The 26,073-nt window shown below is 66.6% G+C and carries 23 protein-coding genes; 11 read left to right on the top strand and 12 right to left on the bottom strand.

Translation table 11 applies throughout. The annotated features are described in order from the left end of the window. Positions 1-225: 225 nt before the first annotated feature. The 3 genes from ACTXG9_RS16090 to ACTXG9_RS16080 are packed head-to-tail and all read left to right on the top strand — an operon-like array spanning position 226 to position 1,762. The gene (locus ACTXG9_RS16090; protein WP_206621420.1) at positions 226-855 is read left to right on the top strand and encodes a superoxide dismutase; all 630 of its coding nucleotides are present in this window, start codon (positions 226-228) and stop codon (positions 853-855) included. After that, positions 852-1,430: a flavin reductase family protein gene (locus tag ACTXG9_RS16085; RefSeq protein ID WP_021204258.1), complete on the top strand. Its 579-nt coding sequence runs from the start codon at positions 852-854 to the stop codon at positions 1,428-1,430. The genes ACTXG9_RS16090 and ACTXG9_RS16085 overlap by 4 nt, the downstream gene beginning before the upstream one ends. Further along, positions 1,427-1,762 (top strand): tetratricopeptide repeat protein, encoded by a 336-nt coding sequence (locus ACTXG9_RS16080; protein WP_021204259.1) that lies wholly within the window; start codon positions 1,427-1,429, stop codon positions 1,760-1,762. Before ACTXG9_RS16085 ends, ACTXG9_RS16080 begins: the two co-directional genes overlap by 4 nt. Positions 1,763-1,767: 5 nt before the next feature. On the opposite strand, the gene ACTXG9_RS16075 is transcribed toward ACTXG9_RS16080, so the two are convergent. Together ACTXG9_RS16075 and ACTXG9_RS16070 are read right to left on the bottom strand one after the other, a co-directional pair. Continuing rightward, positions 1,768-2,916 carry a fatty acid desaturase family protein gene (locus tag ACTXG9_RS16075; RefSeq protein ID WP_021204260.1) on the bottom strand — a complete coding sequence of 383 codons (1,149 nt, stop codon included), beginning with the start codon at positions 2,914-2,916 and terminating at the stop codon, positions 1,768-1,770. Between the two features lie 11 nt (positions 2,917-2,927). Further along, positions 2,928-3,998, bottom strand: coding sequence for a ferredoxin reductase (locus ACTXG9_RS16070; RefSeq protein WP_050563255.1), 1,071 nt, complete (start codon positions 3,996-3,998; stop codon positions 2,928-2,930). A gap of 92 nt (positions 3,999-4,090) precedes the next feature. On the opposite strand from ACTXG9_RS16070, the gene fabR reads away from it, so the two are divergent. From fabR to ACTXG9_RS16055, 3 genes are all read left to right on the top strand, one after another. Next, positions 4,091-4,747 (top strand): HTH-type transcriptional repressor FabR, encoded by a 657-nt coding sequence (fabR, locus tag ACTXG9_RS16065; protein WP_021204261.1) that lies wholly within the window; start codon positions 4,091-4,093, stop codon positions 4,745-4,747. A gap of 230 nt (positions 4,748-4,977) precedes the next feature. Next, the gene (locus ACTXG9_RS16060) at positions 4,978-7,137 is read left to right on the top strand and encodes a TonB-dependent receptor plug domain-containing protein (protein WP_456115691.1); all 2,160 of its coding nucleotides are present in this window, start codon (positions 4,978-4,980) and stop codon (positions 7,135-7,137) included. After that, positions 7,127-7,675, top strand: a complete 549-nt coding sequence (locus ACTXG9_RS16055; protein ID WP_456115690.1) for a thioredoxin-like domain-containing protein — start codon at positions 7,127-7,129, stop codon at positions 7,673-7,675. The genes ACTXG9_RS16060 and ACTXG9_RS16055 overlap by 11 nt, the downstream gene beginning before the upstream one ends. A gap of 107 nt (positions 7,676-7,782) precedes the next feature. Here the strand turns inward: ACTXG9_RS16055 and mntR are convergent, their stop codons facing one another. Further along, on the bottom strand, positions 7,783-8,259 hold the full coding sequence (mntR, locus tag ACTXG9_RS16050; RefSeq protein WP_021204264.1) for a manganese-binding transcriptional regulator MntR: 477 nt from the start codon (positions 8,257-8,259) through the stop codon (positions 7,783-7,785). A gap of 117 nt (positions 8,260-8,376) precedes the next feature. On the opposite strand from mntR, the gene ACTXG9_RS16045 reads away from it, so the two are divergent. Next, a complete protein-coding gene (locus ACTXG9_RS16045) occupies positions 8,377-9,708 on the top strand; it encodes an Nramp family divalent metal transporter (RefSeq protein WP_235649253.1) in 1,332 nt (443 codons plus the stop codon). Positions 9,709-9,825: 117 nt separating this feature from the next. Here the strand turns inward: ACTXG9_RS16045 and ACTXG9_RS16040 are convergent, their stop codons facing one another. From ACTXG9_RS16040 to ACTXG9_RS16025, 4 genes are all read right to left on the bottom strand, one after another. Then, a complete protein-coding gene (locus tag ACTXG9_RS16040; protein WP_005409967.1) occupies positions 9,826-10,152 on the bottom strand; it encodes a thioredoxin family protein in 327 nt (108 codons plus the stop codon). Then, entirely contained in the window at positions 10,124-10,603 is a 480-nt protein-coding gene (locus tag ACTXG9_RS16035; protein ID WP_031270765.1) for a flavodoxin, read from the bottom strand. Before ACTXG9_RS16035 ends, ACTXG9_RS16040 begins: the two co-directional genes overlap by 29 nt. 13 nt (positions 10,604-10,616) lie before the next feature. After that, positions 10,617-11,657, bottom strand: coding sequence for a ribonucleotide-diphosphate reductase subunit beta (locus tag ACTXG9_RS16030; RefSeq protein ID WP_206621417.1), 1,041 nt, complete (start codon positions 11,655-11,657; stop codon positions 10,617-10,619). Positions 11,658-11,756: 99 nt separating this feature from the next. Further along, a complete protein-coding gene (locus tag ACTXG9_RS16025; RefSeq protein ID WP_206621416.1) occupies positions 11,757-14,120 on the bottom strand; it encodes a ribonucleoside-diphosphate reductase subunit alpha in 2,364 nt (787 codons plus the stop codon). A gap of 431 nt (positions 14,121-14,551) precedes the next feature. Here ACTXG9_RS16025 and ACTXG9_RS16020 point away from each other — a divergent pair, with 431 nt between their 5' ends. Together ACTXG9_RS16020 and ACTXG9_RS16015 are read left to right on the top strand one after the other, a co-directional pair. Then, on the top strand, positions 14,552-15,529 hold the full coding sequence (locus ACTXG9_RS16020) for a zinc-binding dehydrogenase (protein WP_111098134.1): 978 nt from the start codon (positions 14,552-14,554) through the stop codon (positions 15,527-15,529). A 278-nt stretch (positions 15,530-15,807) separates the two neighbouring features. Then, a complete protein-coding gene (locus ACTXG9_RS16015) occupies positions 15,808-18,435 on the top strand; it encodes a TonB-dependent receptor (RefSeq protein WP_111102435.1) in 2,628 nt (875 codons plus the stop codon). 76 nt (positions 18,436-18,511) lie between these two features. Here ACTXG9_RS16015 and betT read toward each other — a convergent pair whose 3' ends face one another. The 4 genes from betT to ACTXG9_RS15995 form a co-directional block, all read right to left on the bottom strand. Next, positions 18,512-20,491 carry a choline BCCT transporter BetT gene (gene betT / locus ACTXG9_RS16010; RefSeq protein WP_111098135.1) on the bottom strand — a complete coding sequence of 660 codons (1,980 nt, stop codon included), beginning with the start codon at positions 20,489-20,491 and terminating at the stop codon, positions 18,512-18,514. Between the two features lie 196 nt (positions 20,492-20,687). Next, a complete protein-coding gene (locus ACTXG9_RS16005) occupies positions 20,688-21,068 on the bottom strand; it encodes a VOC family protein (RefSeq protein WP_021204273.1) in 381 nt (126 codons plus the stop codon). A 96-nt stretch (positions 21,069-21,164) separates the two neighbouring features. Then, positions 21,165-21,488, bottom strand: a complete 324-nt coding sequence (locus tag ACTXG9_RS16000) for a DMT family transporter (RefSeq protein ID WP_021204274.1) — start codon at positions 21,486-21,488, stop codon at positions 21,165-21,167. Continuing rightward, positions 21,488-21,841, bottom strand: coding sequence for an SMR family transporter (locus ACTXG9_RS15995; RefSeq protein ID WP_019659945.1), 354 nt, complete (start codon positions 21,839-21,841; stop codon positions 21,488-21,490). The genes ACTXG9_RS16000 and ACTXG9_RS15995 overlap by 1 nt, the downstream gene beginning before the upstream one ends. 150 nt (positions 21,842-21,991) lie before the next feature. Between ACTXG9_RS15995 and ACTXG9_RS15990 the strand changes: the two genes are divergently transcribed. Beyond that, positions 21,992-22,843 (top strand): LysR family transcriptional regulator, encoded by an 852-nt coding sequence (locus ACTXG9_RS15990; protein WP_021204275.1) that lies wholly within the window; start codon positions 21,992-21,994, stop codon positions 22,841-22,843. Between the two features lie 68 nt (positions 22,844-22,911). On the opposite strand, the gene ACTXG9_RS15985 is transcribed toward ACTXG9_RS15990, so the two are convergent. After that, positions 22,912-23,832: a M14 family metallopeptidase gene (locus tag ACTXG9_RS15985; RefSeq protein ID WP_021204276.1), complete on the bottom strand. Its 921-nt coding sequence runs from the start codon at positions 23,830-23,832 to the stop codon at positions 22,912-22,914. A gap of 131 nt (positions 23,833-23,963) precedes the next feature. On the opposite strand from ACTXG9_RS15985, the gene ACTXG9_RS15980 reads away from it, so the two are divergent. Then, positions 23,964-26,045, top strand: a complete 2,082-nt coding sequence (locus ACTXG9_RS15980) for a TonB-dependent receptor family protein (protein WP_197575851.1) — start codon at positions 23,964-23,966, stop codon at positions 26,043-26,045. Positions 26,046-26,073: the final 28 nt, after the last annotated feature.

Below are 26,073 nucleotides of genomic sequence, written 5' to 3'. Positions count from 1 at the left end.
GAAAAGCGGGTTCGGGTAGTGCCGGCCGCTGGCCGGCACCCCGACCTTGCCGGCATGCCGGCCAGCGGCCGGCACTACCATTTCGCTCGTGCTGTCCTGCAGGAAGAATCAAAGCGATGAACGCGCACGCACCTCAATCCCGCCCCTTGACCTCAACCAATGTTGAGGTGCGATAACAGTCTCCCCACGGCCAGCCCTCTGGCCTTCCCCACGGAGATTGCTTCGATGTCGTACTCGCTTCCCCCGCTCCCCTACGCCTACGACGCCCTTGAGCCGCATTTCGATGCGCGCACGATGGACATCCACCACAGCAAGCACCACCAGGCCTACGTCAACAACCTCAACGCCGCCATCGAGCAGGCCGGCATCGCCGAGCAGCCGGTCGAGGCGCTGATCGCCAACCTCGATGCCGTGCCCGAGGCGCAGCGCGGCGCCATCCGCAACAACGGCGGCGGCCACGCCAACCACAGCCTGTTCTGGACCGTGCTCAGCACCAACGGTGGTGCGCCCGATGACGAACTGGCCGCCGTCATCGACCGTGACCTCGGCGGTTTCGATGCTTTCAAGGAGGCCTTCACCAAGGCGGCGCAGACCCGCTTCGGCAGCGGCTGGGCCTGGCTGACCAGCGATCGCGATGGCCGCCTGCAGGTGGAAAGCAGCGCCAACCAGGACAGCCCGCTGATGGGTGCAGCCGTAGGCCTGTCGGGCAACACCCCGATCCTCGCACTGGATGTCTGGGAACACGCCTACTACCTGCACTACCAGAACCGTCGCCCGGACTACATCGGTGCGTTCTTCAACATCATCAACTGGGCCGAGGTCGGCCGGCGCTACCGCCAGGCCAGGGCCTCATGAGCGGCGAAACGCTGCCGTACGCCGGGCCGTGGGCGGGGGTTTTCCCCGCCCCGGCCCCGGTGCCGTCGGTCGAGATGCCGCCGCGGGCCCTGCGGCGGCTGCTCGGCCACTTTCCTACCGGCGTGGCCATCGTCTGCACCCGCGATGCGCAGGGCAAACCCATCGGCCTGACCATCAATTCGTTCGTGCCGGTGTCATTGCAGCCGCCACTGGTGCTGTGGAACCTGGCGTTGCATGCGCAGAGCCTGTCCACCTTCCAGCGCGCCACCCGCTTTGCGATCAGCGTGCTGGCGGCCGACCAGGAAGCGCTGGCCCGGCGCTTTGCCGATCCGCAGGTCCGCAACCGCTTCGACGGCCTGGCATTGCTGGATGATGACGAGGATGCCCCACCACGCATCGCCGGTGCGGTCGCCCACCTCACCTGTACCCGCCACGCACAGTGGCCGGTGGGTGATCATCTGCTGCTGGCTGGCCGCATCATCGAAGTGCACGAGAACGGCGGCGCGCCGCTGCTGTTCCATCGTGGCCGCTTCCAGCCCGGCCCCACCGAACTGCTGGTGGAGGTGCGCGGATGAACATCGAAGCCCTGGAATGCATGCTTGCCAACGGCAAGGACGGCGCGCTGCTGCGCTTCGGCCTGGGCAAGGGTTGGCTGGATGCGGGCAACCCGGTGCGCGCGGCCACCCATCTGGGCCGGTGCGTGGTGCTTGATCCGCAGTATTCCGCGGCGTGGAAGCTGCTGGGCAAAGCCTGGCTGGCCAGTGGCCAGCCGCAGGCGGCGCGCGAAGCATGGCAACGCGGCTTGAGCGTGGCCGGCAGCAAGGGTGACCAGCAGGCACACAAGGAAATGCAGGTGTTCCTGCGCCGCCTGGACCGCGAACAGGCGGCCCTGGCGAAGGCGGGCTGAGTCGATCAGCCCGCGTTGGCCGATGCCGGTGCGGACATGATGTCCGGCATCGGCAGGCGGCGCGGCTTGCTCGGGAAAGCGTGGCGCAGGATGCGCCAGACCACCTGGCCGAACTGCTTCGGCAGCGAGCCGTTGTTGTAATGCTGGCCGTAGCGCCGGCAGATCTCCTTCACTTCCTTGGCGATGGCCGCATAGCGGTTGGCCGGCAGGTCCGGGTAGAAGTGGTGCTCGATCTGGTGGCTGAGGTTGCCCGACAGCACATTGATCAGGAAGCCGCCGCTGATGTTGGACGATCCGCGCAGCTGGCGCAGGTACCAGTGACCGCGCGATTCATTGCGCAGGCATTCCTTCGGGAAGGTTTCCGACTCGGCGGTGAAGTGGCCGCAGAAGATGATCACGTAGGTCCAGATGTTGCGCAGGCCGTTGGCCACCATGTTGCCCAGCATCACGGTGAGGAAGAACGGGCCGGCCAGCAGCGGGAAGAACACGTAGTCCTTCAGCACCTGGCGGGCCATTTTCCGCGCCACCGGGCGGGTCTGCATCCACATCGCACGGCCACTGATGCGGCCCTTCAGCCAACGGCCCAGGCGCAGGTCCTGCGCGGCCACGCCCCACTGGAACAGCAGCGCGAAGATCGGCGCGATGATCGGCTGCAGCAGGTAGAACGGCTTCCAGCGCTGTTCCGGGAAGATGCGCAGCAGGCCGTAGCCGATGTCATCGTCCATGCCACGCACGTTGGTATAGGTGTGGTGGCGGAAATTGTGGGTCTTGCGCCAGTTGTCGGCGGTGGCAACGATATCCCACTCGTAGGTGTTGCCATTGAGCTTGGGGTCGCCGGTCCAGTCGAACTGGCCGTGCATGACGTTGTGGCCCAGCTCCATGTTCTCCAGGATCTTCGACAACGCCAGCAGCAGCGTGCCAGTGATCGCGGCCGGCCACAGCAGCGGCATCCAGAACAGCGGCGAGAATGCTGCCAGGAACAGCAGGCCACGGCCACCCACGCCGAACCATCGCACGGCGGCAGCCACGCGGCGGATGTAGCGGGTATCGGAGGCGCCGAGGCTGCCGATCACACGGTCGCGGATCGCATCGAGTTCCTCACCGAAGGCATGCATCTCGGCGGTGCTCAGGGCACGGTCGGTAGCGCGGGTCATGGCAGGCGTCCTCAGAGATCCAGAGTCAGGTCGGTGGTCGGTGCGCTCACGCAGATCCGCACCGGCTGTGCCGATTCGGACTGCAGGTCGCCGGTGCGAAGGTGGCGGGTGGCGCCACTGACGCGATCACAGGTGCAGGTGTTGCAGATGCCCATGCGGCAACCGTGCTTGGGCTTGATGCCATGCGCTTCCAGGCTTTCCAGCAGCGAGCGGCCTCGCGGCACGCTCAGCTGGCGGCCACTGCGCGCAAGCGTCAGCGACACCTCGCCTTCGCTGCTGGCATCGCGCAGCGGCGCCGGCGGGGTGAAGGCTTCGGCCTGGAAGCCAGCCACCTGGTGCGCCAGGCGTTCACGCGCAGCGGCAACGAAGCCATCCGGACCGCAGGCCAACACATGGCGCTGCGCCAGCGGCGTGTCATCGCCGGCCACCTGCAGATCATGGGTATCGATGCGCGCGGCCGGCGCCTCACCCTCGCGGGTGGTCAGCAGATGTACGCGCAGGTTCGGATGCGCCGCGGCCAGCGCCTGCAGTTCATCACGGAACTGCAGATGGGCGGCGGTGCGCTCCCAATAGAACAGGTCCACCGGTGCTGCCAGCGGGCGCTGGCAGGCGTCGCGCAACAGGCTGCGCATCGGCGTGATGCCACTGCCGGCAGCCAGCAGCAGCACCGGCGCCGCGGCCGGCATATGGAACTCGCCGAAGGCGGCATCGAGGCGGAACAGTTCGCCCGGCTGTGCATGGTTTACCAGATGCTGGCTGACCCGGCCGCCATCGATCGCCTTGACGGTGATCGCCAGCTCGCGCCGACCCAGTGCGGTAGGGCTGTAGCTGCGCTGCCACAGGCGCCCCTCAATCTCGACGCCCAGGGTGACGTGCTGGCCGGCGCGCATGCCGGCCCAGTGCCGGTTGGTGCGCAGGACCAGGGTCGCCGCGCCCTCGCCGGCCGGCTCGCGCCGGACCAGTCGGGCCACCGGCTCGCGCAGGGTCCACAGGGGATTGAGCTGGCCCGCCCAGAAATCGAACAGCGACGGCGAGACCCAGCGGTACGGAGAGAACAGGGACGGACGGACGACAGCGCTCATGGGCGCACTATACGGGCGCACATACACCTGTGTATACATGTGTATATTGAACCGGATTGGGTATGATTCAGCCTCGCCCCACCGGAACCCCCATGGCCGCCGCCACTGCCTTGTCGACGTCTGAAGATGCCAACAGCCCGGCCCGCCGTACGGTGAGCCGCGAGGATCTGCTGGCCGCCGCCCTGAAGCTGATCGGGCCGCACCGCAGCCTGTCCACGCTCAGCCTGCGCGAAGTGGCACGTGAGGCCGGCATTGCGCCGAACAGCTTCTACCGGCAGTTCCGCGACATGGACGAACTGGCCGTGGCGCTGATCGACGCCGCCGGCCGCTCGCTGCGCACCATCATCGGCGAGGCCCGCCAGCGCGCCACGTCTACCGCCACCAGCGTGGTGCGCGTTTCCGTGGAGACCTTCATGGAACAGCTGCGCGCCGACGACAAGCTGCTGCACGTGCTGCTGCGCGAAGGCGCGGTCGGCTCGGACGACTTCAAGCATGCGGTCGAACGCGAACTGCACTATTTCGAAGAAGAGCTGCAGCACGACCTGGTGCGCCTGGCTGCACTGGACGGCGCCGTGCTGCATGCCCCCGAACTGGTGGCCAAGGCCATCACCCGGCTGGTGTTCGCGATGGGTGCCACCGCCATGGACCTGCCGCCGGAGAAGGATCCGGAACTGGTCGAACAGATCTCCACGATGATCCGCATGATCATCGTCGGCGCCCGGACCCCCGCCGCATTCCGCCGCGGCTGACGATCCGACCGCGCCTACACGGCAACTCCATCCTATGGACATGACCACCGGCAGGGTTGCGGTCGTTTTATGTAATGTTATAACACATGCATGATCTGACTCGACTGGTACCCAAAGCGTAATTGCCTCAGCCTCGTTATATAGCACTTGCTATATTAATAAGCCACCGCTTTCATATGCGTCAGCCAGGTCGCCCTCGCCGCCTTTCTTCTCCCAAGGACGACGCCCTCATGCCCGTTGCCACGCCCCTCTTCCATCGGCTGCCCCTGGCCGCCGCCATTGCCCTGACCGTGCCGCTGCCTGCACTGGCCGCCACCTCGAAGCCCACCGAGCTGGACCGCGTGCAGGTCAAGGTCAGCACCGCCACCCGCAGCGAACGCCTGCTATCCGATGTCCCGATCCGCACCGAAGTGCTGCGCAAGGAAGACATCGCGCTGCGCGCGGCCACCGACTTCTCGCGCGCCGCCGAGCTGATCAACGGCCTGCGCGTGGAAAGCAACTGCCAGAACTGCAACACCAGCGAAGTGCAGCTGCTGGGCCTGCCCGGTGCCTACAACCAGCTGTTGTTCGATGGCATCCCGCTGTTGTCCACGCTGGGCAGCGTGTACGGCCTGGAACAGATCCCGGCCGGGTTCGTCGACCGCGTCGAAGTGGTCAAGGGCGGCGGCTCGGCGCTGTACGGCCCGGATGCGGTGGCCGGTGTGATCAACCTGATTCCGCCGCTGCCGGCGCGCAGCGGCGGCCATGTGCAGGCCGGCGTGGATGTCCTGAAGGGCACACCGCAGAAGAATGCCGACGTGCGCCTCGACCTGGTGGCGAAAGATGCCGACGCCGGGCTTTCAGTGATTGCCCAGCGCAACTGGAACAGTGGCATCGACTACAACGGTGACGGCTACACCGAGATCACCCGCAAGAACCTCAAGGCCGGCGGGCTGCAGGCCTGGTACGCGCCCACGCCGGGCACGCGGCTGCGCCTGGACCTGCAGGTGACCGATGAAACCCGGCGTGGCGGCAATCGACTGGATCAGCCCGAATACCTGGCCAACATCGCCGAATCGCTGGATACGAAATACCGGCGCGGCAGCGTATCGTGGGATCAGGAAGTCAATGCCGACGTCGATTTCCGCCTGGCCTACGCCTTCGCCGACATCGACCGCGACAGTTTCTACGGCGGTCTTGGCGACGTGGTTACCGATCCGTCTGCACCCGGCCATGACCCGTCGCAGCTGGATCCCAACGTGGCCGGCAGCGCGGCCTCGCGTTCGTGGCGCCAATACGGCCGCACCCACAACCCGCTGCACTACATCGACAGCCAGTTGAACTGGCGGCTGGGCGCGCACGCGCTGGCCTTCGGCGTGCAGTACAAGCACGAGGCGCTGCGCGACGACAACCGCACCGGTGACGGGCAGCGCCTGGCGGTGCTGGAAGATGCAACCTTCCACAACCTGGGCACCTTCATCCAGGACGAATGGAGCCTGCGTGACAACGTCGACCTGGTACTGGGCGCACGCGTGGACAAGAGCTCGGAACTGGACAGCGCGGTGTTCTCGCCGCGCATCGCCCTGGCCTGGCAGGCCACGCCCAACCTGAAATGGCGCGCCGGCATCGCCACCGGCTTCCGTGCACCGGAGATCTTCGTCGAGGACGTGCACGTCGATACGCTGGGTGGCGAGCAGGTGCGCGTGCGCAACACCGATGGCCTGAAGGAAGAGCGCGCGTTGACCACCCTGTTCGGCTTCGACTGGCGCTCGGACCCGGCCAATCCAGTGTGGAGCTGGGATGCTACCGCCTCCTATGCACGCATCCGCGACACCTTCGCGCTGGGCGAGATCCAGCGCGGCGATGACGGACAACTGAGCCAGCTGCGCTACAACGCCTCCGGCTCCAACGTGCTGGGGGCGGAAACCAACCTCGGCTGGCAGCCGTCGCCGCAGTGGCGCCTGACCGCCGGTGCCTCGTGGTACCGCTCGCGCTTCCGCGAACCGCAGCGCATCTTCGACGACACCGGCGACGGTGGCGACACCATCATCGAAAGCCGCGACTACCTGAAGACCCCGCGCTGGACCGGCCTGGCGCAGCTCAGCTGGATGCCCGCCGAGCCGTGGGAAACCTTCGTCGCGCTGCGCCATACCGGGCCGATGTCGGTGCTGAACAACCGGTTGGGCGAGCTGCACCGTACGCGTTCCTTCCTGGTCACCGATCTTGGTGCTCGCTGGCACCGCCATCTGGGCGCGCAGGCGCAGCAGGAAGTGTCGGTGGCCGCGGGTGTCAAGAACGTGTTCGATCAGCGCCAGAAAGATCTGGAAGTGGGCGCGCTGCGTGACAGCGACTATGTCTACGGGCCGCGCTTCGCGCGTTCGTGGTACGTCAACCTGCGCTATGCGTTCTGAAGCTCTGCGAGCGTTGTTGCTGGCCTGTGCCGTGCTGCTGGCCGCACCCGCAATGGCTGCGGACCTGCACGCGCAGGTCTCGGCCTCGCTGATGCGGCCGGAACAGCGCTCGCTGCGACCGATGCAATGGACACAGCCGCCGAAACTGGTGGCGCTGTACTTCGGTGCCGACTGGTGTGCACCGTGCCATGCCTTCGTACCCACGCTGCGCAGCGTGCGTGATGCCCTGCGCCAAGCCGGCGCCGATACCGAAGCGGTGTACGTCAGCCAGGATGAGAGCGAGAGCGCGCTGCGCCGCTACATGCACGCGCAGGACATGCCGTGGCCGGTGCTTGACCCGCGCCGCGCTGCGCGCATGCCGGCCCTGCAGGCATTGGCCGGGCTGGCACCGCCGAATCTGGTATTGATCGATGCCGGCGGCACGGTGCTGGCCAATGGCTGGCAAGGCCGGCGTTACCAAGGCCTGCAGCCGGTGTTGAAGGAATGGACGAAACGGGCGTGCGCGCAGGTACAGGCCCGCTGCCCGCCTGACCTGTAGCGTCGAGCCATGCTCGACGCATTCCATCACCGTGCGAACGGCAGCCGAGCATGGCTCGGCTCTACAAAAACCGGATCGCGCGAACGGCCGCCGGGCATGGCCCGGTGCTACCGATACGGCGCCTCGCCCTCGGCCTTGCGCACGAACGCCTCGAACAGCGCCAGCGTCTGCTCGCTCACATGGTGCTCGATACCCTCCGCATCACGCCGTGCCGTGTCAGGGTCCACGCCCAGCGCCAGCAGGAAACGCTCCACGGTCTGGTGCCGCTGGCGGCTGGCATGGGCCAGCGCCTCGCCTTCCGGGGTCAGGAACACGCCGCGGTACGGCCGCTGCACCACCCAACCATCACGGGCCAGGCGCCGCAGCATCTTCGCCACGGTGGGCTGGGCCACACCCAGGCGCGTGGCAATGTCGACCTGGCGGGCCTCGCCGCCATCGGCCAGCAGGTCCGAAATCAGCTCGACATAGTCCTCCACCAGTTCCATCCGGTGCGCCTCGCGCACTTGCCGGAAGCTCTCGACCTGGCGCTCGGCCTCGATCAAGGGGGTGCTTTTCAGCGATGTCGAATCGTCGGTCTTGCCCACGCCTGCGCCTGTCCTTCCGGGGTGATCCAGTGTTGAACCTGAATTCTGGACCAGTAACGCGATAAAGACGATTGTTTCACATTGCTAATGACTATAGCAGGAGCTATATTCGAACCCATGAACACCCTGGCGCCCCGCGACCCTTCGGCCTCCACCCCGGCCAGCCTGGGTGCGCTCAACGCCTCGGTTGCGGTGCCCGACAAGGGCCATTGGTGGTTCCGCCTGCTGGCCTTCCTTGGCCCGGGCTACATGATCTCGGTCGGCTACATGGACCCTGGCAACTGGGCCACCGACCTCGCCGGCGGTTCGCGCTTCGGCTACCTGCTGCTGTCGGTCATCCTCATTTCCAACCTGATGGCGGTGATCCTGCAGGCGCTGTCGGCGCGGCTCGGCATCGCCACCGGCATGGACCTGGCGCAGGCCTGCCGCGCGCGGTACCCGAAGCCGGTGAACCTGGCGCTGTGGGCGCTGTGCGAGGCAGCGATCATCGCCTGCGACCTGGCCGAGGTGATCGGCACCGCGATCGCATTGAAGCTGCTGTTCGACCTGCCGCTGCTGTGGGGCGCGGTGATCACCGCGCTGGATACGCTGCTGGTCCTGCTGCTGATGAACCGCGGCTTCCGTGCGCTGGAAGCCTTCGTGATCGCGCTGCTGATGGTGATCTTCGCCTGCTTCATGGTGCAGATCGCGATGGCTGCGCCGCCAGTGATGGCGGTGCTGGGCGGCTTCATTCCGCGCGCGCAGGTGGTGACCGATCCGCACGCGCTGTACATCGCGATCGGCATCATCGGTGCCACGGTGATGCCGCACAATCTCTACCTGCATTCGTCCATCGTGCAGACCCGCGCCTACCCGCGTACCAATGAAGGCCGTCGCAGCGCGCTGCGCTGGGCGGTGACCGACAGCACCCTCGCGCTGACGCTGGCACTGTTCATCAACGCCAGCATCCTGATCCTGGCGGCGGCGGTGTTCCATGCCAATGGCCGTTTCGATGTGGAAGACATCGAGCAGGCGCACCAGCTGCTGGCGCCGATGCTGGGCGTGGGCGCGGCGGCGACGTTGTTTGCGATCGCGTTGCTGGCCTCCGGCCTGAACTCGACGGTGACCGCGACGCTGGCCGGCCAGATCGTGATGGAAGGTTTCCTGCACCTGCGAATGCCGCCGTGGCTGCGACGGCTGATCACCCGCGCACTGGCGATCATTCCGGTGGTGGTGGTGATCCTGCTGTTTGGCGACCAGGGCGCGGTGAAGCTGCTGGTGCTGAGCCAGGTGGTGCTGTCAATGCAGCTGCCGTTCGCGATCATCCCGCTGGTGCGGATCGTGACCGACAAGGTGACGATGGGGGCGCTGGTGGCACCGCGCTGGCTGGGCGCGATCGCCTGGGTGATCGCGCTGGTGATCGTGGTTTTGAACGTGAAGCTGCTGGTGGATACCTTCAGCGGAGCCTGACGCCAAACCACGGACCCTGCCCCGGTAGATCCACGCCATGCGTGGATACCTTGTAGAGTCGAGCCATGTTCGACTCATCGCTCACCGTGCGAACGGCAGCCGAGCATGGGCTCGGCTCTACAAATGCAACGCGATCGCGGCCTCGATCTGCTGCGGTGACTGGAACCCTGCCAGGCGCGTGCGCTCATCACCGTCACGGAACAGGGACAGCGTCGGCGTCTGCCGCAGTCCCAGCTCCCTGAAGAACGCCTCACCCAGCACCTCCAGCTGCACGCGCAGCAGGGTCGTGCCCTGCCCCGCCACGCTGTTGGCCACGCGATGCAACGACATCTCCAGCATCCGGCAGCCCGGGCACTGGTCCTTGTGGAAATCCACCAGCACCCGCGGATGTTCGGCCAGCAGCTGCTGGAACTGCTCAGGCGTGGTGGCGTCGATGATCTGCATCGGTGTTGCTCCAGTAGTGGGCCAGGACCGTATCGGTCCAGGCGTCGATGGCTGCGGCGTGACGCTCGCCATGCGGCATCTGCTCGATCTCGAGCGGCGGATAGTCGCTGCGGAAATAGCGGATCAGCCGGTGCACGGCGCCGCAGTAGTACTCCTGCCCCCACTGCGTTTCACCGGTGCCGAACACCGCCAGCTGCCGTGGCCGCTCGCCGCGCTCGGCGATGCCGGCCACCCATGCCTTCATCTCCGCCGGCGTGCGGCCGGCGTTGTCGGTCCAGCAGCCCAGCAGCACCAGGTCGGCCTCATCGGCCGCCAGCGGCGGTGCCTGGCGCAGGTCGTCGGCCTCCTGCCAGTACACCGCATGACCGGCAACGCGGCAGCGTTCGGCAATCTGCCGGCCGAGTTCGCGGGTGTTGCCGCTCAGGGAGGCGACCACCACCAGGATGCTCAGCACGGCGCCAGGCTCAGAGATCGTCGAAGCCGTTGTCGACGTTGGTCTTCTTGTAACTTGCATTGCGCATCTCGAAGAAGTCGGTCTTGGTCTCGGTGAAGTTGTCGGCGTAGGCCTTGATCCACGGCATCACGTTGTCGGTGGTGTCGATGTACAGGCGCTCGATGCCGAGCATGCCGGCCATCTTGTTGGCGCGGTACTTCACGTAGCGCACCATCTCGTCCACGTCGATGCCGTCGATACCATCCAGCACCTCCGACGACCACTGCGTCTCCAGCTCGATGGCATGCTCGAACGATTGGTGTACGTAGGCGGTCAGCTCGTTGGTCTGCAGCTCCGGGTTTTCGCCGACGATGGCGCGGATCACCTCGCTGATGAACTTGGTGTGGGCCAGCTCGTCGCGGTTGATGAAGCTGATGATCTTGCCGGTGCCGTTCATGCGGTTCTGCCGCACCATGTTGTAGAAGTACGCGAACCCGGAATAGAAATTGATGCCCTCCAGGATCGAGGACTGGATCAACGACTTGAGCAGGGTCTCGGCGGTCTTCTCGCGCATGAAATCGTCATACGCCCCCATGATCGGCGCATTGCGCTTGATGATGGTCGGGTGGGTGCGGGCGATCTCGAAGATGCGGTTCTGGTTCGGCAGGTCGGTGATCGAGGCCAGCACATAGCTGTAACTCTCGTTGTGGATCACTTCCTGCTGGCCGATGATCGCGGCATTGGCGTGCGCGGCCGGGTCGGTGATGTACTCGGCGACGTTGTAGATGAAACGGGTCTGCGGTGAGTCGAGCGTGGCCAGCAGGCCGATGATCGAATCGTAGGCGTTCTTTTCACGTGCGTTGAGCTCGCCGTACTGGCGGGCATCGAGCTTCATGTCGACCTCGTCGGGAATCCAGAAGTTGGTCGACAGCTCCTTGTAGGCCCGATAGAAGGACGGATACGGGATATCGTTCCAGTTGAGGATGCCGCTGGTACGGCCGTTGATGATGCCGGTGCTGCGGTTGGGATGGCGCGGTTCGAGGATCTTGATGCGGTCGAGGGGGGTTGCCATGGTCTTACCTGCAGGGGGTAGCGCCGGGCCATGCCCGGCGGAATGTGCGACGGCCGCGCGATGCGCTCGCCGGGCGTGGCCCGGCGCTACCGTGGATGGTCAGCTGGCGCACCACTCGCAATCGCTGATGTCGATGTCGTTGGAGCGCACGTAGTAGGTGGTCTTCAGGCCTTCGCGCCAGGCGCTCAGGTGCAGCTCCAGCAGGGTGCTAGCGCGGATCGTGCTCGGCACATACAGGTTGAAGCTGATCGACTGGTCGACATGGCGCTGGCGGCGCGCGTTCTGGCGCACGCTGGCGAACTGGTCGACCTTGTACGCCCCCTTCTCGTAGTACGGCCAGGTTTCCAGCGACAGGCCCGGAGCCGCCACCGGCCGCCGGAAGTCCTTCTTTTCCTCGTAGTAGAACGCGCTGTAGATAGGGTCGATCGACGCGGTGGAACCGGCAATCTGCGCGGTGCTCATGTTCGGCGCGACGGCCAGCAGCCAGCCGTTACGCAGGCCGTGCGTGGCAACCTCGCGGGCCAGGCTGTCCCACGCGGCGCCGCTGTAGCCGCGGTCACTGAAATAGCGTCCGTTGTGCCAATCGCTGCCGGCGAACATCGGGTAGCTGCCCTTCTCCTTCGCCAGCTGCGCGCTGGCCTGGATGGTCAGGAAGTTGATGCGCTCGTAGAGACGGTCGGCCAAATCCTCGGCATCCGGTGACTCCCACTGGATCGCCTGCTGCGCCAGCAGGTGGTGCCAACCGAACGTGCCCAGGCCGATGGCGCGGTACTTGCGGTTGGTGATGGTGGCCTGCGGCACCGGCAGCGCGTTGAGGTCAATCACGTTGTCGAGCATGCGCACCTGGATCGGGATCAGGCGCTCCAGCACGTCGGTGGCCAGCAGGTCATCCGGCGCACTGATTGCCCGGCCGAGGTTGATCGAGGACAGGTTGCAGACCACGAAGTCACCGGCGCGGCGCGTGGTGACGATCTGGTCGCCGCTGACGATCTCCTGGATCATCCGCGTCGGGCTCATGTTCTGCAGGATCTCGGTGCATAGATTGCTGGAATAGATCATGCCCGCGTGCTTGTTCGGGTTCCGGCGGTTGACCTCGTCGCGGTAGAACAGGAACGGATTGCCGGTCTCCAACTGGCTGAGCATGATCCGCTTGAACAGATCGATCGCCTTCACCGTTCGGCGGCTGATGCGCTCATCGGCCACCAGTTCGGCATAGCGGTCGCGGAAGCTGCCCGCGCCGCGCGTCTCATCGTAGAAGTCCTGCAGGTACCAGCCCTTGGCCTGCTTCACCTCGTGCGGGTCGAACAGGTACCAGTCGGCGCGGCGCTCGACCGCTTCCATGAACAGGTCGGGCACGCACACCGAGGTGAACACATCGTGCGCGCGCAGGCGCTGGTCGCCGTTGTTCAGGCGCAGATCCAGGAAGGCCTCGATATCGCGGTGCCAGATGTCCAGGTACACCGCCACCGCGCCCTTGCGCTGGCCAAGCTGGTCGACCGACACCGCGGTGTTGTTGAGCTGCTTGATCCACGGCACCACGCCGCCGGAGGAATTGGCCACGCCCCGTATCGGCGCGCCGCTGCTGCGCACATAGCCCAGGTAGGCGCCGACGCCGCCACCGTGCTTGGACACGCGGGCGATATCGGTGTTGGAGTCATAGATGCCCTGCAGGCTGTCGTCCACCGTGTCGATGAAGCAGCTGGACAGCTGGCCGCCGACCTTGCCGGCGTTGGCCAGGGTCGGCGTGGCCACCGTCATGTACAGGTTGGACAGCGCCCAGTACGCCTCACCGACCAGCTGCATGCGCCGTTCGCGCGGCTTTTCCTCCTGCATCAGGTACAGCGCAATGGTCAGCCAGCGCTCCTGCGGCAGTTCGTAGACCTCGCGGCTGCGATCGCTGGCCAGGTAGCGCGTGGCCAGCAGGTACAGGCCGTTGTACGCGAACAGGCGGTCGCGTTCCGGGTCGATCATCTCGCCGGCCTGCTGCAGCTCTTCCTTGGAATAGCAGCGCAGGATGTCGTTGCTGTAGATGCCGCGGTCAGCCAGGCTCTCCTGCAGGCCCACATACGAACCGTACTTCAGGCCGACATCGTAGAAGCGGTTGCGGCTGGCGCGCTTGTACAGGCGACGCAGGTAGATGCGCGCGGCAAACTGTTCCCACTCGGGTGCAACCAGGTCCACCCGCGATTCGGCCTCACGGATCAGCAGATCGACCAGGTCGTCGGCGCTGATGCTCGGTTTGCGCTCGACCATCGCCTGCACCACGCGGCGATAGTCGCTCACGTCCAGCTGCGGGAACTCGGCATGCACGGCGTCGATGCTGCGCTGCAGGCGCTCGGCCTCGAACGGCAGGCGGCGGTTGCCGGCCTCCTTGGTGATCCAGGTCGGCACGCGCTCGCCACCGGCGCGCAAGGCGTCGCCGGCGCCGGCCAGATCGGCCACGCGGAAGGTACTGTCGGTCATGGTGGTGAAACTCCAGGCTCGCACGCGCGTTGGCGGTCGATGCCATGGCGGCCCTGAACGCGATACCGGCGCACGGGGCGAACGGGTGGATTGCCAGGGCACGGGAACGTAGGTCGTCGGCATCTGCCTGCGCCTGCGGCCGGTATCCGGGCCGTGGGGGCGACCTGCGTCCGCACGATGGCGGCCGCGTCGACACGGCGAGCCTTCAGGGGCGGGCCGCGGGACGTTTGCTGCATGTCCGGCGGCGGCGGCTGACCGGGAGTGACGGCCACAACATAGTGGGGACATCTCGAACCGTCAACACAAGATGCGGTAATCAGCACATGTCGCGACGATCAGTCGCAGGATGCCGTGTTGCAGCAGCGACGCCTTGTCGACATGCCCTGCGTCCCCAGTTCGGTACAACATCCACTTTCCCCGGAACACCGCCCATGCGCGCTGCCCAGTACTCCTCCTTCGGCAACCCGGCCGACGTCCTCGCCATTGCCGATGCCGCCCTGCCCGAGCCTGGTCCCGGCGAGGTGCGCATCCGCACCGTGCTGGCCTCGATCCACAATCACGACCTGCTGACCGTGCGCGGGCTGTATGGCTACAAGCCGACGCTGCCGGCGATTGGCGGCAGCGAAGCATTGGGCGTGGTCGACGCACTGGGCGACGGCGTCGACGGCCTGCAGATCGGCCAACGCGTCGCCGCAGCCTCGGTACACGGTACCTGGGCCGAAGCGTTCATTGCACCGGCACGCATGGTCATTCCGATGCCGGAGGCGATTCCGGACGAGATGGCCGCACAGTTGATCGCGATGCCGCTGAGCGCGCTGATGCTGCTGGAATTCCTGCACGTCGAGCCGGGCCAGTGGATCGTGCAGAACACCGCCAACGGCGCGGTCGGCAAGTCGCTGGCCATGTTGGCAAAGGCGCGTGGCGTGCATGTGGCCAACCTGGTGCGCAACGCCGATGCGGTCGCGCAGTTGCAGGCGCTGGGCATCGATCATGTGTTCGACACCTCGGTGGACGGCTGGAAGGATCGCGTTCGTGAAGCGACCGGCGAAGCACAGGCGGCGGCCGCCGTGGATTCCATCGGCGGCGACGCCAGCGGTGACCTGGTCGACCTGCTCGGCCACCACGGCACGCTGGTGTCGTTCGGGGTGATGAGCGGCGAACCGATGCGCATCCCGGCCGGCGGCCTGATCTACAAGGAGGCCACGGTGAAGGGCTTCTGGGGCAGCAAGGTCAGCCAGGCGATGGCCGTGGAGGACAAGCGCCGGCTGGTTGGCGAACTGCTGAAGCGTGCGGCGAGCGGCGAACTGACCTTGCCGGTGGAGCAGATCTTCGCGCTGGACGACATCGCCCAGGCGGCGAAGGCCGGGGCCGGTTCGGGCCGCAACGGCAAGGTGCTGCTGCGGCCTTGATGGGCTGGCATTGCCTTCTGTAGAGCCGAGCCATGCTCGGCTGTTTCCGGCCAGTGTGTGGAGCCGAGCGTAGGCTCGGCTCTACAGGGGCGTGCGGACCAACGGTCCGCACCCACCAAAGATCGGTCCGGCACCCACCGAGTGGGTCTGCTCCAACGGAGGCACCGACTTTCGTTAAGAACCTGTGATGTATAACTGAATGCGCTTTCGTCATTGGAAGGCGCATGTACCTGCATGCGGTACTGACGGCTCCTCCCCCGTTCGGCGTTGTCGCTTCCATGTACCGCACCACCCTGAACCTGCTTGCCGGCGCCATCGCGCTGAGCCTCACCGCTGGCACTGCCAGCGCCGCTGAAACCGCCGATGCCGGCAAGGACAGCACCACCCTCGGCGCCGTGCTGGTGACCGGCTCCAACATCAAGCGCAGCGATACCGCCGGGCCGAACCCGGTGCAGATCGTCAGCCGTGAACAGATCGAGCAGACCGGCCGCTCCACCCTCACCGACGTGCTGCGCAACCTGTCGGCCAATGCCGGCAACAGCTTCGACGAGCAGTACACCGGCAGCTTCGCCGCCGGCTCGGCCTCGATCGGCCTGCGTGGCCTGTCGCCGAAGAACACACTGGTGCTGGTCAACGGCTATCGCGTCTCCAACTTCGGCTTCGCGCTCAATACCCAGGACACCTTCGTTGACCTCAACGCGCTGCCGATCAGCGCGGTCGAACGCATCGAAGTGCTGAAGGACGGTGCCTCGGCGGTGTACGGCTCCGATGCCATCGCCGGCGTCATCAATATCATCCTGCGCAAGAACTTCCAGGGCGTGGAAGTGGGCGGCGGCTTCGGTACCGCCACACAGGGCGGCCTGGACGAACGCAAGGCCAACCTGCTGGCCGGCTTCGGCGACCTGGAGCAGCAGGGCTGGAACGTGCTGTTCGGGCTGGACCTGCTCAAGCGTGATCGCCTCGACGCCGACCAGCGCGCCTATACCCGCAGCGGCGATTTCCGCGACAAGCCCGGCGGACGCCTGGCCGGCTGGTCCACCGCCGGTGGCAATTGGCTGTCCAACCCGCGCGCGCCGCAACCGTTCGCCAACTGCCCGGATGGCAGCCAGCTGCGTCCCTACAGCGATTTCGGCAGCACCCTGCCCGGCCAGGCCTGCGCCTTCAATGCACAACCATTCAAGACCCTGCAACCCGGCGCCGAGCGCCTGCAGGCCTCGTTGAGCGCGACCTACCGCTTCAATGACAGCGTGGAGGCCTTCGCCGATGTGCTGTACAGCCACAACGAGGCCGACCAGATCTTCAGCGCGCCGCTGACCGTCGGCCCCGGCCTGCGCGCCTACAACCCGGCCACCGGCACGCTGATCGACGTGCCGGCGGTGCTGCCGGTCGGCCATCCCAACAACCCTGGCAGCACGCCACTGCCGTTCGAGTACACCTTCTTCGACCTCGGCCCGCGCCTGAAGGACAACACGCAGGTTTTCTACCGTGCCCTGGCGGGCGTGCGCGGCAGCGGCGAACGCTGGGACTGGGAAGTGGCAGCGCTGACCTCGCAGAGTGCACAGCGCGAGTACGTCGACAACTTCGTCAATCGCTATGCGTTCGAGCAGATCCTGCGCGATGGCAGCTACAACTTCCTCAACCCGTCCAGCACACCGGGCGCGCTGGATGCACTGCGCCTGCAGACCAAGCGCCCCGGCTGGTACAAGCTGCACGCGTTGAATGTGAAGGCCTCGACCTCGCTGTGGGAGATGCCGGCCGGTGCGGTCGGCTTCGCCTGGGGTGCCGAGTTCCGCAAGGAATCGCTGGACGCGCGCACCAGTGCGCAGGTGCTGTCGGGCACCGAACTGCGTCCGGCCATCAACGTGGTCAATGGCGAGCGCCAGGTCAGCGCCGCCTATGCCGAACTGAGCGTGCCGCTGCACCGCACGCTGGAACTGCAGGTTGCGGGCCGCGGCGACCACTACGATGACTTCGGCAAGGCGTTCTCGCCGAAGGTGGCATTGCGCTGGCAGCCGCTGGACAGCCTGCTGCTGCGTGGTTCGTTCTCGCGTGGCTTCCGCGCCCCCTCGCTGCCGGAGATCGCGCCGGGCCAGACCGTCAGCTACGGCTCGGTGATCGATCCGCTGGATCCGCTGCAACCGGGCGGCAGCCGTGGCGTGACCAATATCCGCACCGGCAACCCGGATCTGAAGGCGGAGCGCTCGCGCAATTTCAACGTGGGTGCAGTGTGGTCGCCGGATGGTGATACCAGCATCGGCGTGGACTGGTACCGCATCGAGCAGGACAACCTGGTCAAGCCGGACAGCGCGCAGTTCATCGTCGACAACCCGACGCTGTTCCCCGGTCGCGTGCAACGTGATGCGCAGGGACGCATCCAGTTCATCACCAACCAGTACGCCAACCAGGGCGAACTGACCACCTCGGGCCTGGATCTGGACGCCAGCCGCATCTTCCGTACCGACGGCTGGGGCAACTTCACCGTGGCCGGCAGCTGGACCCACCTGCTCAGTTTCAAGCAGCCGCTGGTGGCCGGCCAGTCGCCCTATGACGGGGCCGGCAACAACCGCCACGGCGCGCTGCCGCGCACCCGCGGCACCACGTCGCTGAACTGGGCGGTCGGTGACTGGAGCAGCACGCTGAGCCTGCAGTACGTGAGCGGCTACGACCAGCGCGTGGCGACGGCGACCAGCAACCCGGGCCTGCGCGACCGCGTCAAGCCGTACCACCAGCTGGACCTGTACGTGGCGTACGAAGGGATTGCCAACACCACGCTGTCGCTGTCGGTGCTGAACCTGACCGACAAGGACCCGCCGTTCGACCCGGCCGGTGGCTCCAACGGCTTCGACATCAGCCAGTACAACCTGCGCGGGCAGTTCGTCTCGCTGGGCGCGCGCTACCGGTTCTGATGCACCAACGGGGCGGCGGTGATGCGCCGCCCCGTACGCGTTGCCGGCCAGCGGCCGGCACTACCATCAATGTGCATCACCGGCTCAGGTGCAGGAACTGCAGGTGCCGTTCGTACTGGCTGATGATGTCGTTGATGATCTGCTTGCGGCTGTAGCCCACCAGGTCGTAGTCCTGGCTGCCTTCGAACAGGTGCACCTCGGCGCGGTAGTAGCGCTGGTTGCGCAGCTGCTGTGCGGCGAACGACGGGGTCAGGTAACCGCTCAGGATCACCCGGTACAGGAAGTCCTGCTGCTCGCCATGGTTGACCGTCAACTCCATGTCGCCCGCCTCGAAGCGCGTGGCCACGTCCCAGCCCTGCCCGCGCAGCTGCTCGGCCACCGCTTCCATCGCCGGCTTCACCGTGTCATCCATGAAGCGGTAGACCTGGTCGCGCACCGGGAAATGCATCGCCTGGCTCAGGCGCTGGCGCCAGCCCTGGTGATGGCGATCGTCTCCGATCAACGGCGATGGCCGGTACTGCAGCGCGCGCTTGCGGTGCGATTCGTCACTGAAGGCGCGGGTCAGCCCCCACATCATCAACAACAGGATCGCCGAGAACGGCAACGACGCCAGCACCACCGCCGATTTCAGTGCGTCGATACTGCCGGCCAGCAACAGGCCCGCGGTCAGCACCGCGATCACCGTGCCCCAGAACACCCGCAGCCAACGCGGACCATCATCCTCGGGTGCGCCGCCATGCGAGGACAGCGTGGACAACACCACCGCCCCCGAGTCAGCGGAGGTCACGAAGAAGATGAAGCTGACCAGCACTGTCACCGTGATCACCGCGCGGCTCCAGGGGTAGCCGTCCAGCAGCGCATACAGCACGGTCGGTGGATCATCCACCGCCAGCTGCGCCAACTGTTGCTGGCCGTGGTGCAGCACCTGGTCCAGCGCGCTGTTGCCGAAGATCGACAGCCACGCCAGGGTGAAACCCAGCGGGATCAGCAGCACGCCGAACACGAATTCGCGGATGGTGCGGCCGCGCGAGATGCGCGCGATGAACAGCCCGACAAAGGGCGCCCAGCCGATCCACCAGGCCCAGTAGAACACCGTCCAGCCGCCCAGCCATTCCGGTCGGCCGCCGTAGGCATACACATCGAAACTCTTGCCGACCACGCTGCCGAGGTAGTCGCCCAGGTTCTGCATCAGCGTGCCGAACAGGTACTGCGTCGGCCCGGCGAACAGCATGAACAGCACCAGCGCGATCGCCAGCAGCATGTTGATGTTGGCCATCCAGCGCACGCCCTTCTCGACGCCGGACACGGCCACGGCCACGGCCGCGCCCATCATGCTGACCACCAGGATGATCTGCACCAGGTTGGAGTGCGGAATGTCGAACAGGTGCGAGAGGCCGGCATTGAGGTGCAGCACACCGAAGCCCATGTCGGCACCGATGCCGAATACGGTGGCGACGATGCCCAGCGCGTCCACGGTGTAGCCGATCGGGCCATTGATGCGCTTGCCGATCAGCGGGTACAGCGCCGAGCGCAGGGCCAGTGGCAGGTTGTGGCGATAGGCGAAGTAGGCCATCGCCATCGCCGCCAGCGCGAACACGCCCCAGCCGTGCAGGCCCCAGTGCAGGAACAGCAGCTGCATGGCCTGGCGCGCGCCAGCCTCGCCTGCGGCCGGATCGCCCTGCGGCGGCTGCAGGTAGTGGGTCAGCGGTTCGGATACGCAGAAGAAGAACAGGGTGATGCTGATGCCGGCGGCGAACAGCATGCCGGCCCATGAGAGGTAACTGAACTCCGGCTCGTCATGGTCGGCACCCAGCTTGATGCCACCGTACTTGGACAGCGCCACGCCCACCACGAACACCAGGTACAGGGTCATGGCCAGCAGGTAGTACCAGCCGACGTTGAGGGCGGCCCAGTCCTGTGCCTTGAGCAGAAGGCGGCCCGCGCCGAGCGGAAACAGGCTGACGAACAGCGCGAACGCCACGACAACGATCGCCGCGAAGGCGAACACAGGCCGAAGGGTGCGCACCGGGGATTGTTGCGGCTCCAGTACTTCCATGGGGCGGCGTTCTCCGGTAGATCAAAGGGTTAGCCGACCGATTCTGGCTGAACCGCAGTGGACAGAGCATGAAGTTGCGGCCTGTGGTCGCAGGCCCGTCCGCTCATTCCGTGGTATCACGCGCGCGCTGCGACGCACCCTTGCTTGCGCGGGCCGCGCGCACCGCCTGCGGCGCGGCCACGCGCATCCTGTCCGATCACGACATTACATGCACCGCACACAGCTTGTTGCCATCCGGGTCACGCAGATAGGCCAGGAACACCTGCCGACCGGACATGTTGCGGACGCCGGGCGGATCTTCGATGGCGGTACCACCGTGAGCCACTCCAGCTTCCTGCCAGGCACGCACGGCCTCTGCACTGCCCAGACTGAAACCGATGGTGCCACCGTTGGCATGGCACGCTGGCTGCCCATCGATCGGCGCGGTTACACCGAACATCCGTCCATCCTTGAAGTACAGCAGCCGTCCCTTCTCGTCGAATACGCCCGCACGCGCGGCCATCGCAGCGAACAGGGCGTCGTAGAAGCGACGCGCGGCATCCATGTCGTTCGTTCCTACGGTGATGTGGCTGAACATGCGGGCACTCCATGTGGAAAACCGCAGTGTCGATGAGCGCGGGCGACTTCGCAAATCGCTGCATCATCGCCGCCCCGCTCGCGACCGGGCGTGCTGCTACTTGGCGGTGCTGAGCAGCAGTACCGCCGCCGTGACCAGGGCGATGCCAACCCAGCCGATCAGCCGCAGGCGGTTACCGAACAGCAGGCGGCCGCAAGTGGCGGTACCGATCACGCCGATTGCACCCCACATCGCATAGGCGGTGGCCAGGTCCATGTAGCGCACCGCCTGGCCCAGCAGGGCGAAGGCGATCCAGACCATGACGACCGCGCCGACGCCCCAGCGCCAGCGGCGGAAGCCCTCCGACTTGGCGACCATCATGTTGGCGGCAACGTCGATCAGCGCGGAACAGATCACGAAAAACAGGGCCAGGGTATTCATCAGTGCGCCTCCCCGAGGGTGACACAGACGATGCCGACCACCGCCAGCACGAGGCCGGCCAGCTGCTGCAGCGACAGACTCTCGCCAAACACGGTGAGGCCGACCACGGTCAGCAGGGTCAGGCCCAGGCCTTCCCACACCGCATAGGCGACACCGACCGCGATGCGGCGGACCGACAGGGCCAGGAAGTAATAGGACAGCGCCAACGCGCCGGCCATGATCAGGTAGCCGGTCCAGCCACCATCGCGGGCGGCATGGGCCATGAACGAGGTGCCGACCACTTCGGCAACGATCGCCACGGTCAGGCAGGCCCAGGCGACCAGCGCGCCACGGGCGGGAACAGTACGGGACATGTGAAACTCCTTGCGGGACGCGGACAGCGCCCCGCCCTCAGTAGATCCACGCCATGCGTGGATGCCCCGCAGACAGGGGCGACGGCGGACAGTATCATCGCCTTTTACGGTCGATTCAAAATGGATACCATCGATAGGAGCGATGGATCAATGCCCTATTCCCCTGAATCCCTGCAGGCGTTCGTCGAAGCGGCCGCGCTCGGATCGTTCTCGGCGGCGGCGCGTCGCCTGCGCAAGACCCAATCGACGGTCAGCACCGCCATCGCCCACCTGGAGGCGGACCTGGGCGTCAGCCTGTTCGACCGCAGTGGACGCTACCCGCAGCTGACCGAAGCCGGGCGCCAGGTGCTCGCCCATGCCCAGGAAATCCTCGCCGCCGATACCCGCCTGCAGCAGTTGAGCGTGCGGCTGGCCGCCCCGGTCGAAGCGCGGCTGACCGTGGTGTTCTCCGACGTGTATCAGCTCGACCCGGAGCAGCGCGTGTTGCAGCGCTTTGCCGAAGCGTTCCCCGAGATCGAACTGGAATGGCTGGATGCCGAAGGCGAAGACGTGCTGGAACTGGTCGGCAGTGGTCGCGCAGCGCTGGGCCTGCTGCCGCGCCAGGAAAGCTACCCGGACGGTCTGGTGGCACGGCCGTTGGCCCATCACAGCGAACTGTCGGTGTATGTGGCGCGCGACCATGCGCTGGCCGACGCCGGCCGTCGCGCAGCTTCCCAGCTGGCACGGTACCGGCAGGTGCGATTGAGCGCGGAGGTCGACCATGCGCGGGCGGTTACCGGGCTGGCGTGGACCGCCACCGACTACCTGATGGTGATGGAGATGGCCGAGGATGGCATCGGCTGGGCCGAGCTGCCCCGCGCATTGGTGCAGCGCTACGACCGCGGGCAACTGGTGGAACTGACCCTGCCCGGGTGGCCGCGGCGCATCCACAGCGACCTGCTGTGGCGCCGCGACACGCCGCCGGGGCCAGCGGCGCTGTGGTGGGCCGACGCGTTGGGGTGAGGTAGCGCCGGCCGCTGGCCGGCAATCCTGTTGTCGCGTGGTTGCCGGCCAGCGGCCGGCACTACCGGTCAACGATGGGCGAGCGCGTAATCCAGCGACGCGCACACCGCTGCCACCTGGGCGTCGTTGCACTGCTGCGGGGTCGCCCGCGGGCTGTCCGGGTAGACCTCGGTGGTGGTGGTGTAGGTCGCACCGGTGATGCCGGCACACAGGCCCAGCTTCACCAGCGGGTACTCGATCACGCCGTGGGCCACCACCGGCGAACCGATGATCTCGCCCTTGTCGTCGGCCGGCGCGATGTGGGTGACCTTCTCCACCGCGGCGATGACTGCCTGCTGGAACGCCGCCTGCGGGTTCTCGCTGTCGTCCACCAAGTAGAAGCCATCGGGAATCAGGCCCGGCTCGAACGGTTTGCCGTCACGCGCGGCCAGCGCCGGGCGGAACTCGCTCTCGTCGCTGTCGGTGGTCTCGTGGAGGTCGATGTGCAGCACGAACTGGTCCTTGATCGGTGCGATCAGCTCCATCAGCGCGGTCGACTCGCGGGCCGGGCCATCGGCGCGGAAATTGCGGTTCGGGTCGATCGCATCGAAGTTCCAGCGGTTGATGCGCTCGAAGCCCCACGGATTCACGCACGGCGCCACCAGCAGATTGGCCTTGCCGGCGTAGTCGGCGGCGTGCTTTTCGAGGAATTCCAGCGCGCCCATCACGCCGCTGGTCTCATAACCGTGCACGCCACCGGTAACCAGGGCAGCCGGCAGCACCGGGTTCCAATCGCGGCTGCGCAGGGCGAACAGAGTGTAGGTCTCGCCAGCGTAGTCGAGCTGGCCATAGGCCACCTTGTCGAAGCGCGATGCCAGCGCCTCGATGCGGGGCAGCACCTCCTCGTCATAGCGACGCAGGCGCTGCTGGCGGCCACGCCACACCTCCCGTTCCGCCGCTCCCCACGGCTGGCCAGGGGTTCCGACGGGGTAGAAAGCGGCTTGGGACATGGCAGATCTCAGCGAGTCAGTAAGCAATCGCCCACTCTATCACCGGGGCATCGGCATGAACCGGAGGCGCATTCCAATAGCGAATGGAATCAGCAATAATTCTCATTTACGACCTTCCACAGCCTGCACCGATGCCCATCCTCGCCCTGCAACCGCCCCGCCTGCCCCTGGCCGCCGCCCTCGCCCTGTGCCTGCTCCCGACCACCCGTGCCTTCGCCCAGGACGGCGCCACCACGCTGGACAGCATCCAGGTCGCCGGCAGCTGGCTGGGTACCGGCCTGCATGACAGCGTCAAGCGCTTTGCCGGCGCGCGCACCGTGGTCGACCGCCAGCGCATCGAGGCCAGCGGCGCGGCCAGCATCGGCGATGCCATGCGCCGTATTCCGGGTGTGCAGGTCACCGACAACTCCGGCACGGCCGGCAGCTCGGTCTCGCTCAACATCGGCGTGCGCGGACTGACCGGGCGCTACTCGCCGCGCTCGACCGTACTGCTGGACGGCGTTCCGCTGGCGGTGGCGCCGTATGGCCAGCCACAGCTGTCGTTCGCACCGACCAGCCTGTCCAACATCGAATCGATCGACGTGGTGCGCGGCGGCGGCGCGGTGCGCTACGGGCCGCAGAACGTCGGTGGCATCATCAACTTCAGCACCCGCGCCATTCCCACCGAGGCCGGCCTGCACGGCGAAGCCGGCGTGCGCTACACCGCCTACGACCATGGCGGCGGCGACAGCGCCCAGTACAACGCCTTCCTCGGCGGCACCGGCGACAACGGCTTGGGCGCAGCCCTGCTGTACTCCGGCCAGGACGGCCGCGGCTGGCGCCAGGGCAGCGATGACCGCTTCAACGATCTCGCACTGAAGTTCGCCTACGCCATCGACGAACAGCAGGAGCTGCGTGCCAAGCTGTCCTACTACGACGTGCGCTCGTTGACCCCGGGCGGCCTGACCCGTGCGCAGTACGAGGCCGATCCGTTCCAGAACACCCGGCCGACCGATTTCTGGAAGGGCCACCGCACCGGCATCGACCTGGGCTACACCAACACGCTGTCGGCCAACAGCGAGTTCGAGGTGCTGGCCTATTACAACGAGAGCACCCGTGCCAGCTCGCTGATCAACGCCGCCAACACCCAGTTGACCGTGCAGCCGCGCGACTACCGCGTGCTTGGCATCGAGCCGCGCTATACCCAGCGCCTGCACTGGGGCAGCGCGGTGCATGACATCACCGCCGGCTACCGCTTCCTGCGCGAGCGCGGCAACGACCGCAGCTACACCGTCGCCCGCCGCACCGGCGCGGCCAGTGCCACCACCCGCTTCGACAACGCCACCGACGCGCACGCCTTCTACATCGACGACCGCATTGCGATCGGCCAGTGGCGGATCACGCCGGGCGTGCGCATGGAATGGATCGACATGGACCGCCGCCAGGCCGGAGGCACGGCGACCTTCAGCAGCCGCAACGACAAGGCCCTGCCCTCGCTCAACATCGCCTACCTGCTGACGCCGCAGCTGACCGTGTTCGGCAACTACACCACCTCGTTCGGACCGGTACAGAACATCCAGCTCAATTCGCAGACCGCCAGCAATCCGCTGAACCCGGAAGTGGCCAAGACCACCGAGCTGGGCGCACGCTGGCAGGATGGGGCACTGCGCGCGGAAGTGACCGTGTTCAAGATGCGCTTCGACAACCAGATCCTGCAGGTGCCGGGCATCACCCCGCCCACCTTCCAGAACATTGGTGCCACCGACCACAAGGGTGTGGAGAGCGCACTGGAGTACCACTTCGCCGAGGACGGCGCGCTGGCCGGGCTGGAGCTGTACGCCAACTACACCTGGACCAAGGCGATCCAGCAGTCCGGCGACAACCGTGGCCTGGACGTGCCGTTCTACTCGCGCGACACCGACAGCATCGGCGCCCGCTACGCGCTGGCCGGCTGGACCTTCAACGTCTCCAGCACCCACCAGAGCGGCCAGTTCTCCGACGCCGCCAACACCTGGGCCGAGAGCGCTGACGCGCGCGTGGGACGCGTGCCGGGCGTACGCCTGTGGAATGCCCAAGTGGCCTGGCAGGTGCCGGGGCTGGGTAACAGCGAGATCGCGCTGGGCGTGAACAACCTGGCCGACAAGCGCTGGTACACCCGCAACGTCGATGGCAACGCAGGCCGCATGGTGGCCGCGCCGCGCACCTTCTACGTACAGGGCCGCTACCGCTTCTGAGCCGGTAGCCGCCCGATGCGGTGACGGT

Source organism: Stenotrophomonas maltophilia group sp. LNF247 (genome assembly GCF_054083135.1).
This window is presented reverse-complemented; position numbering and strand designations above follow the sequence as displayed.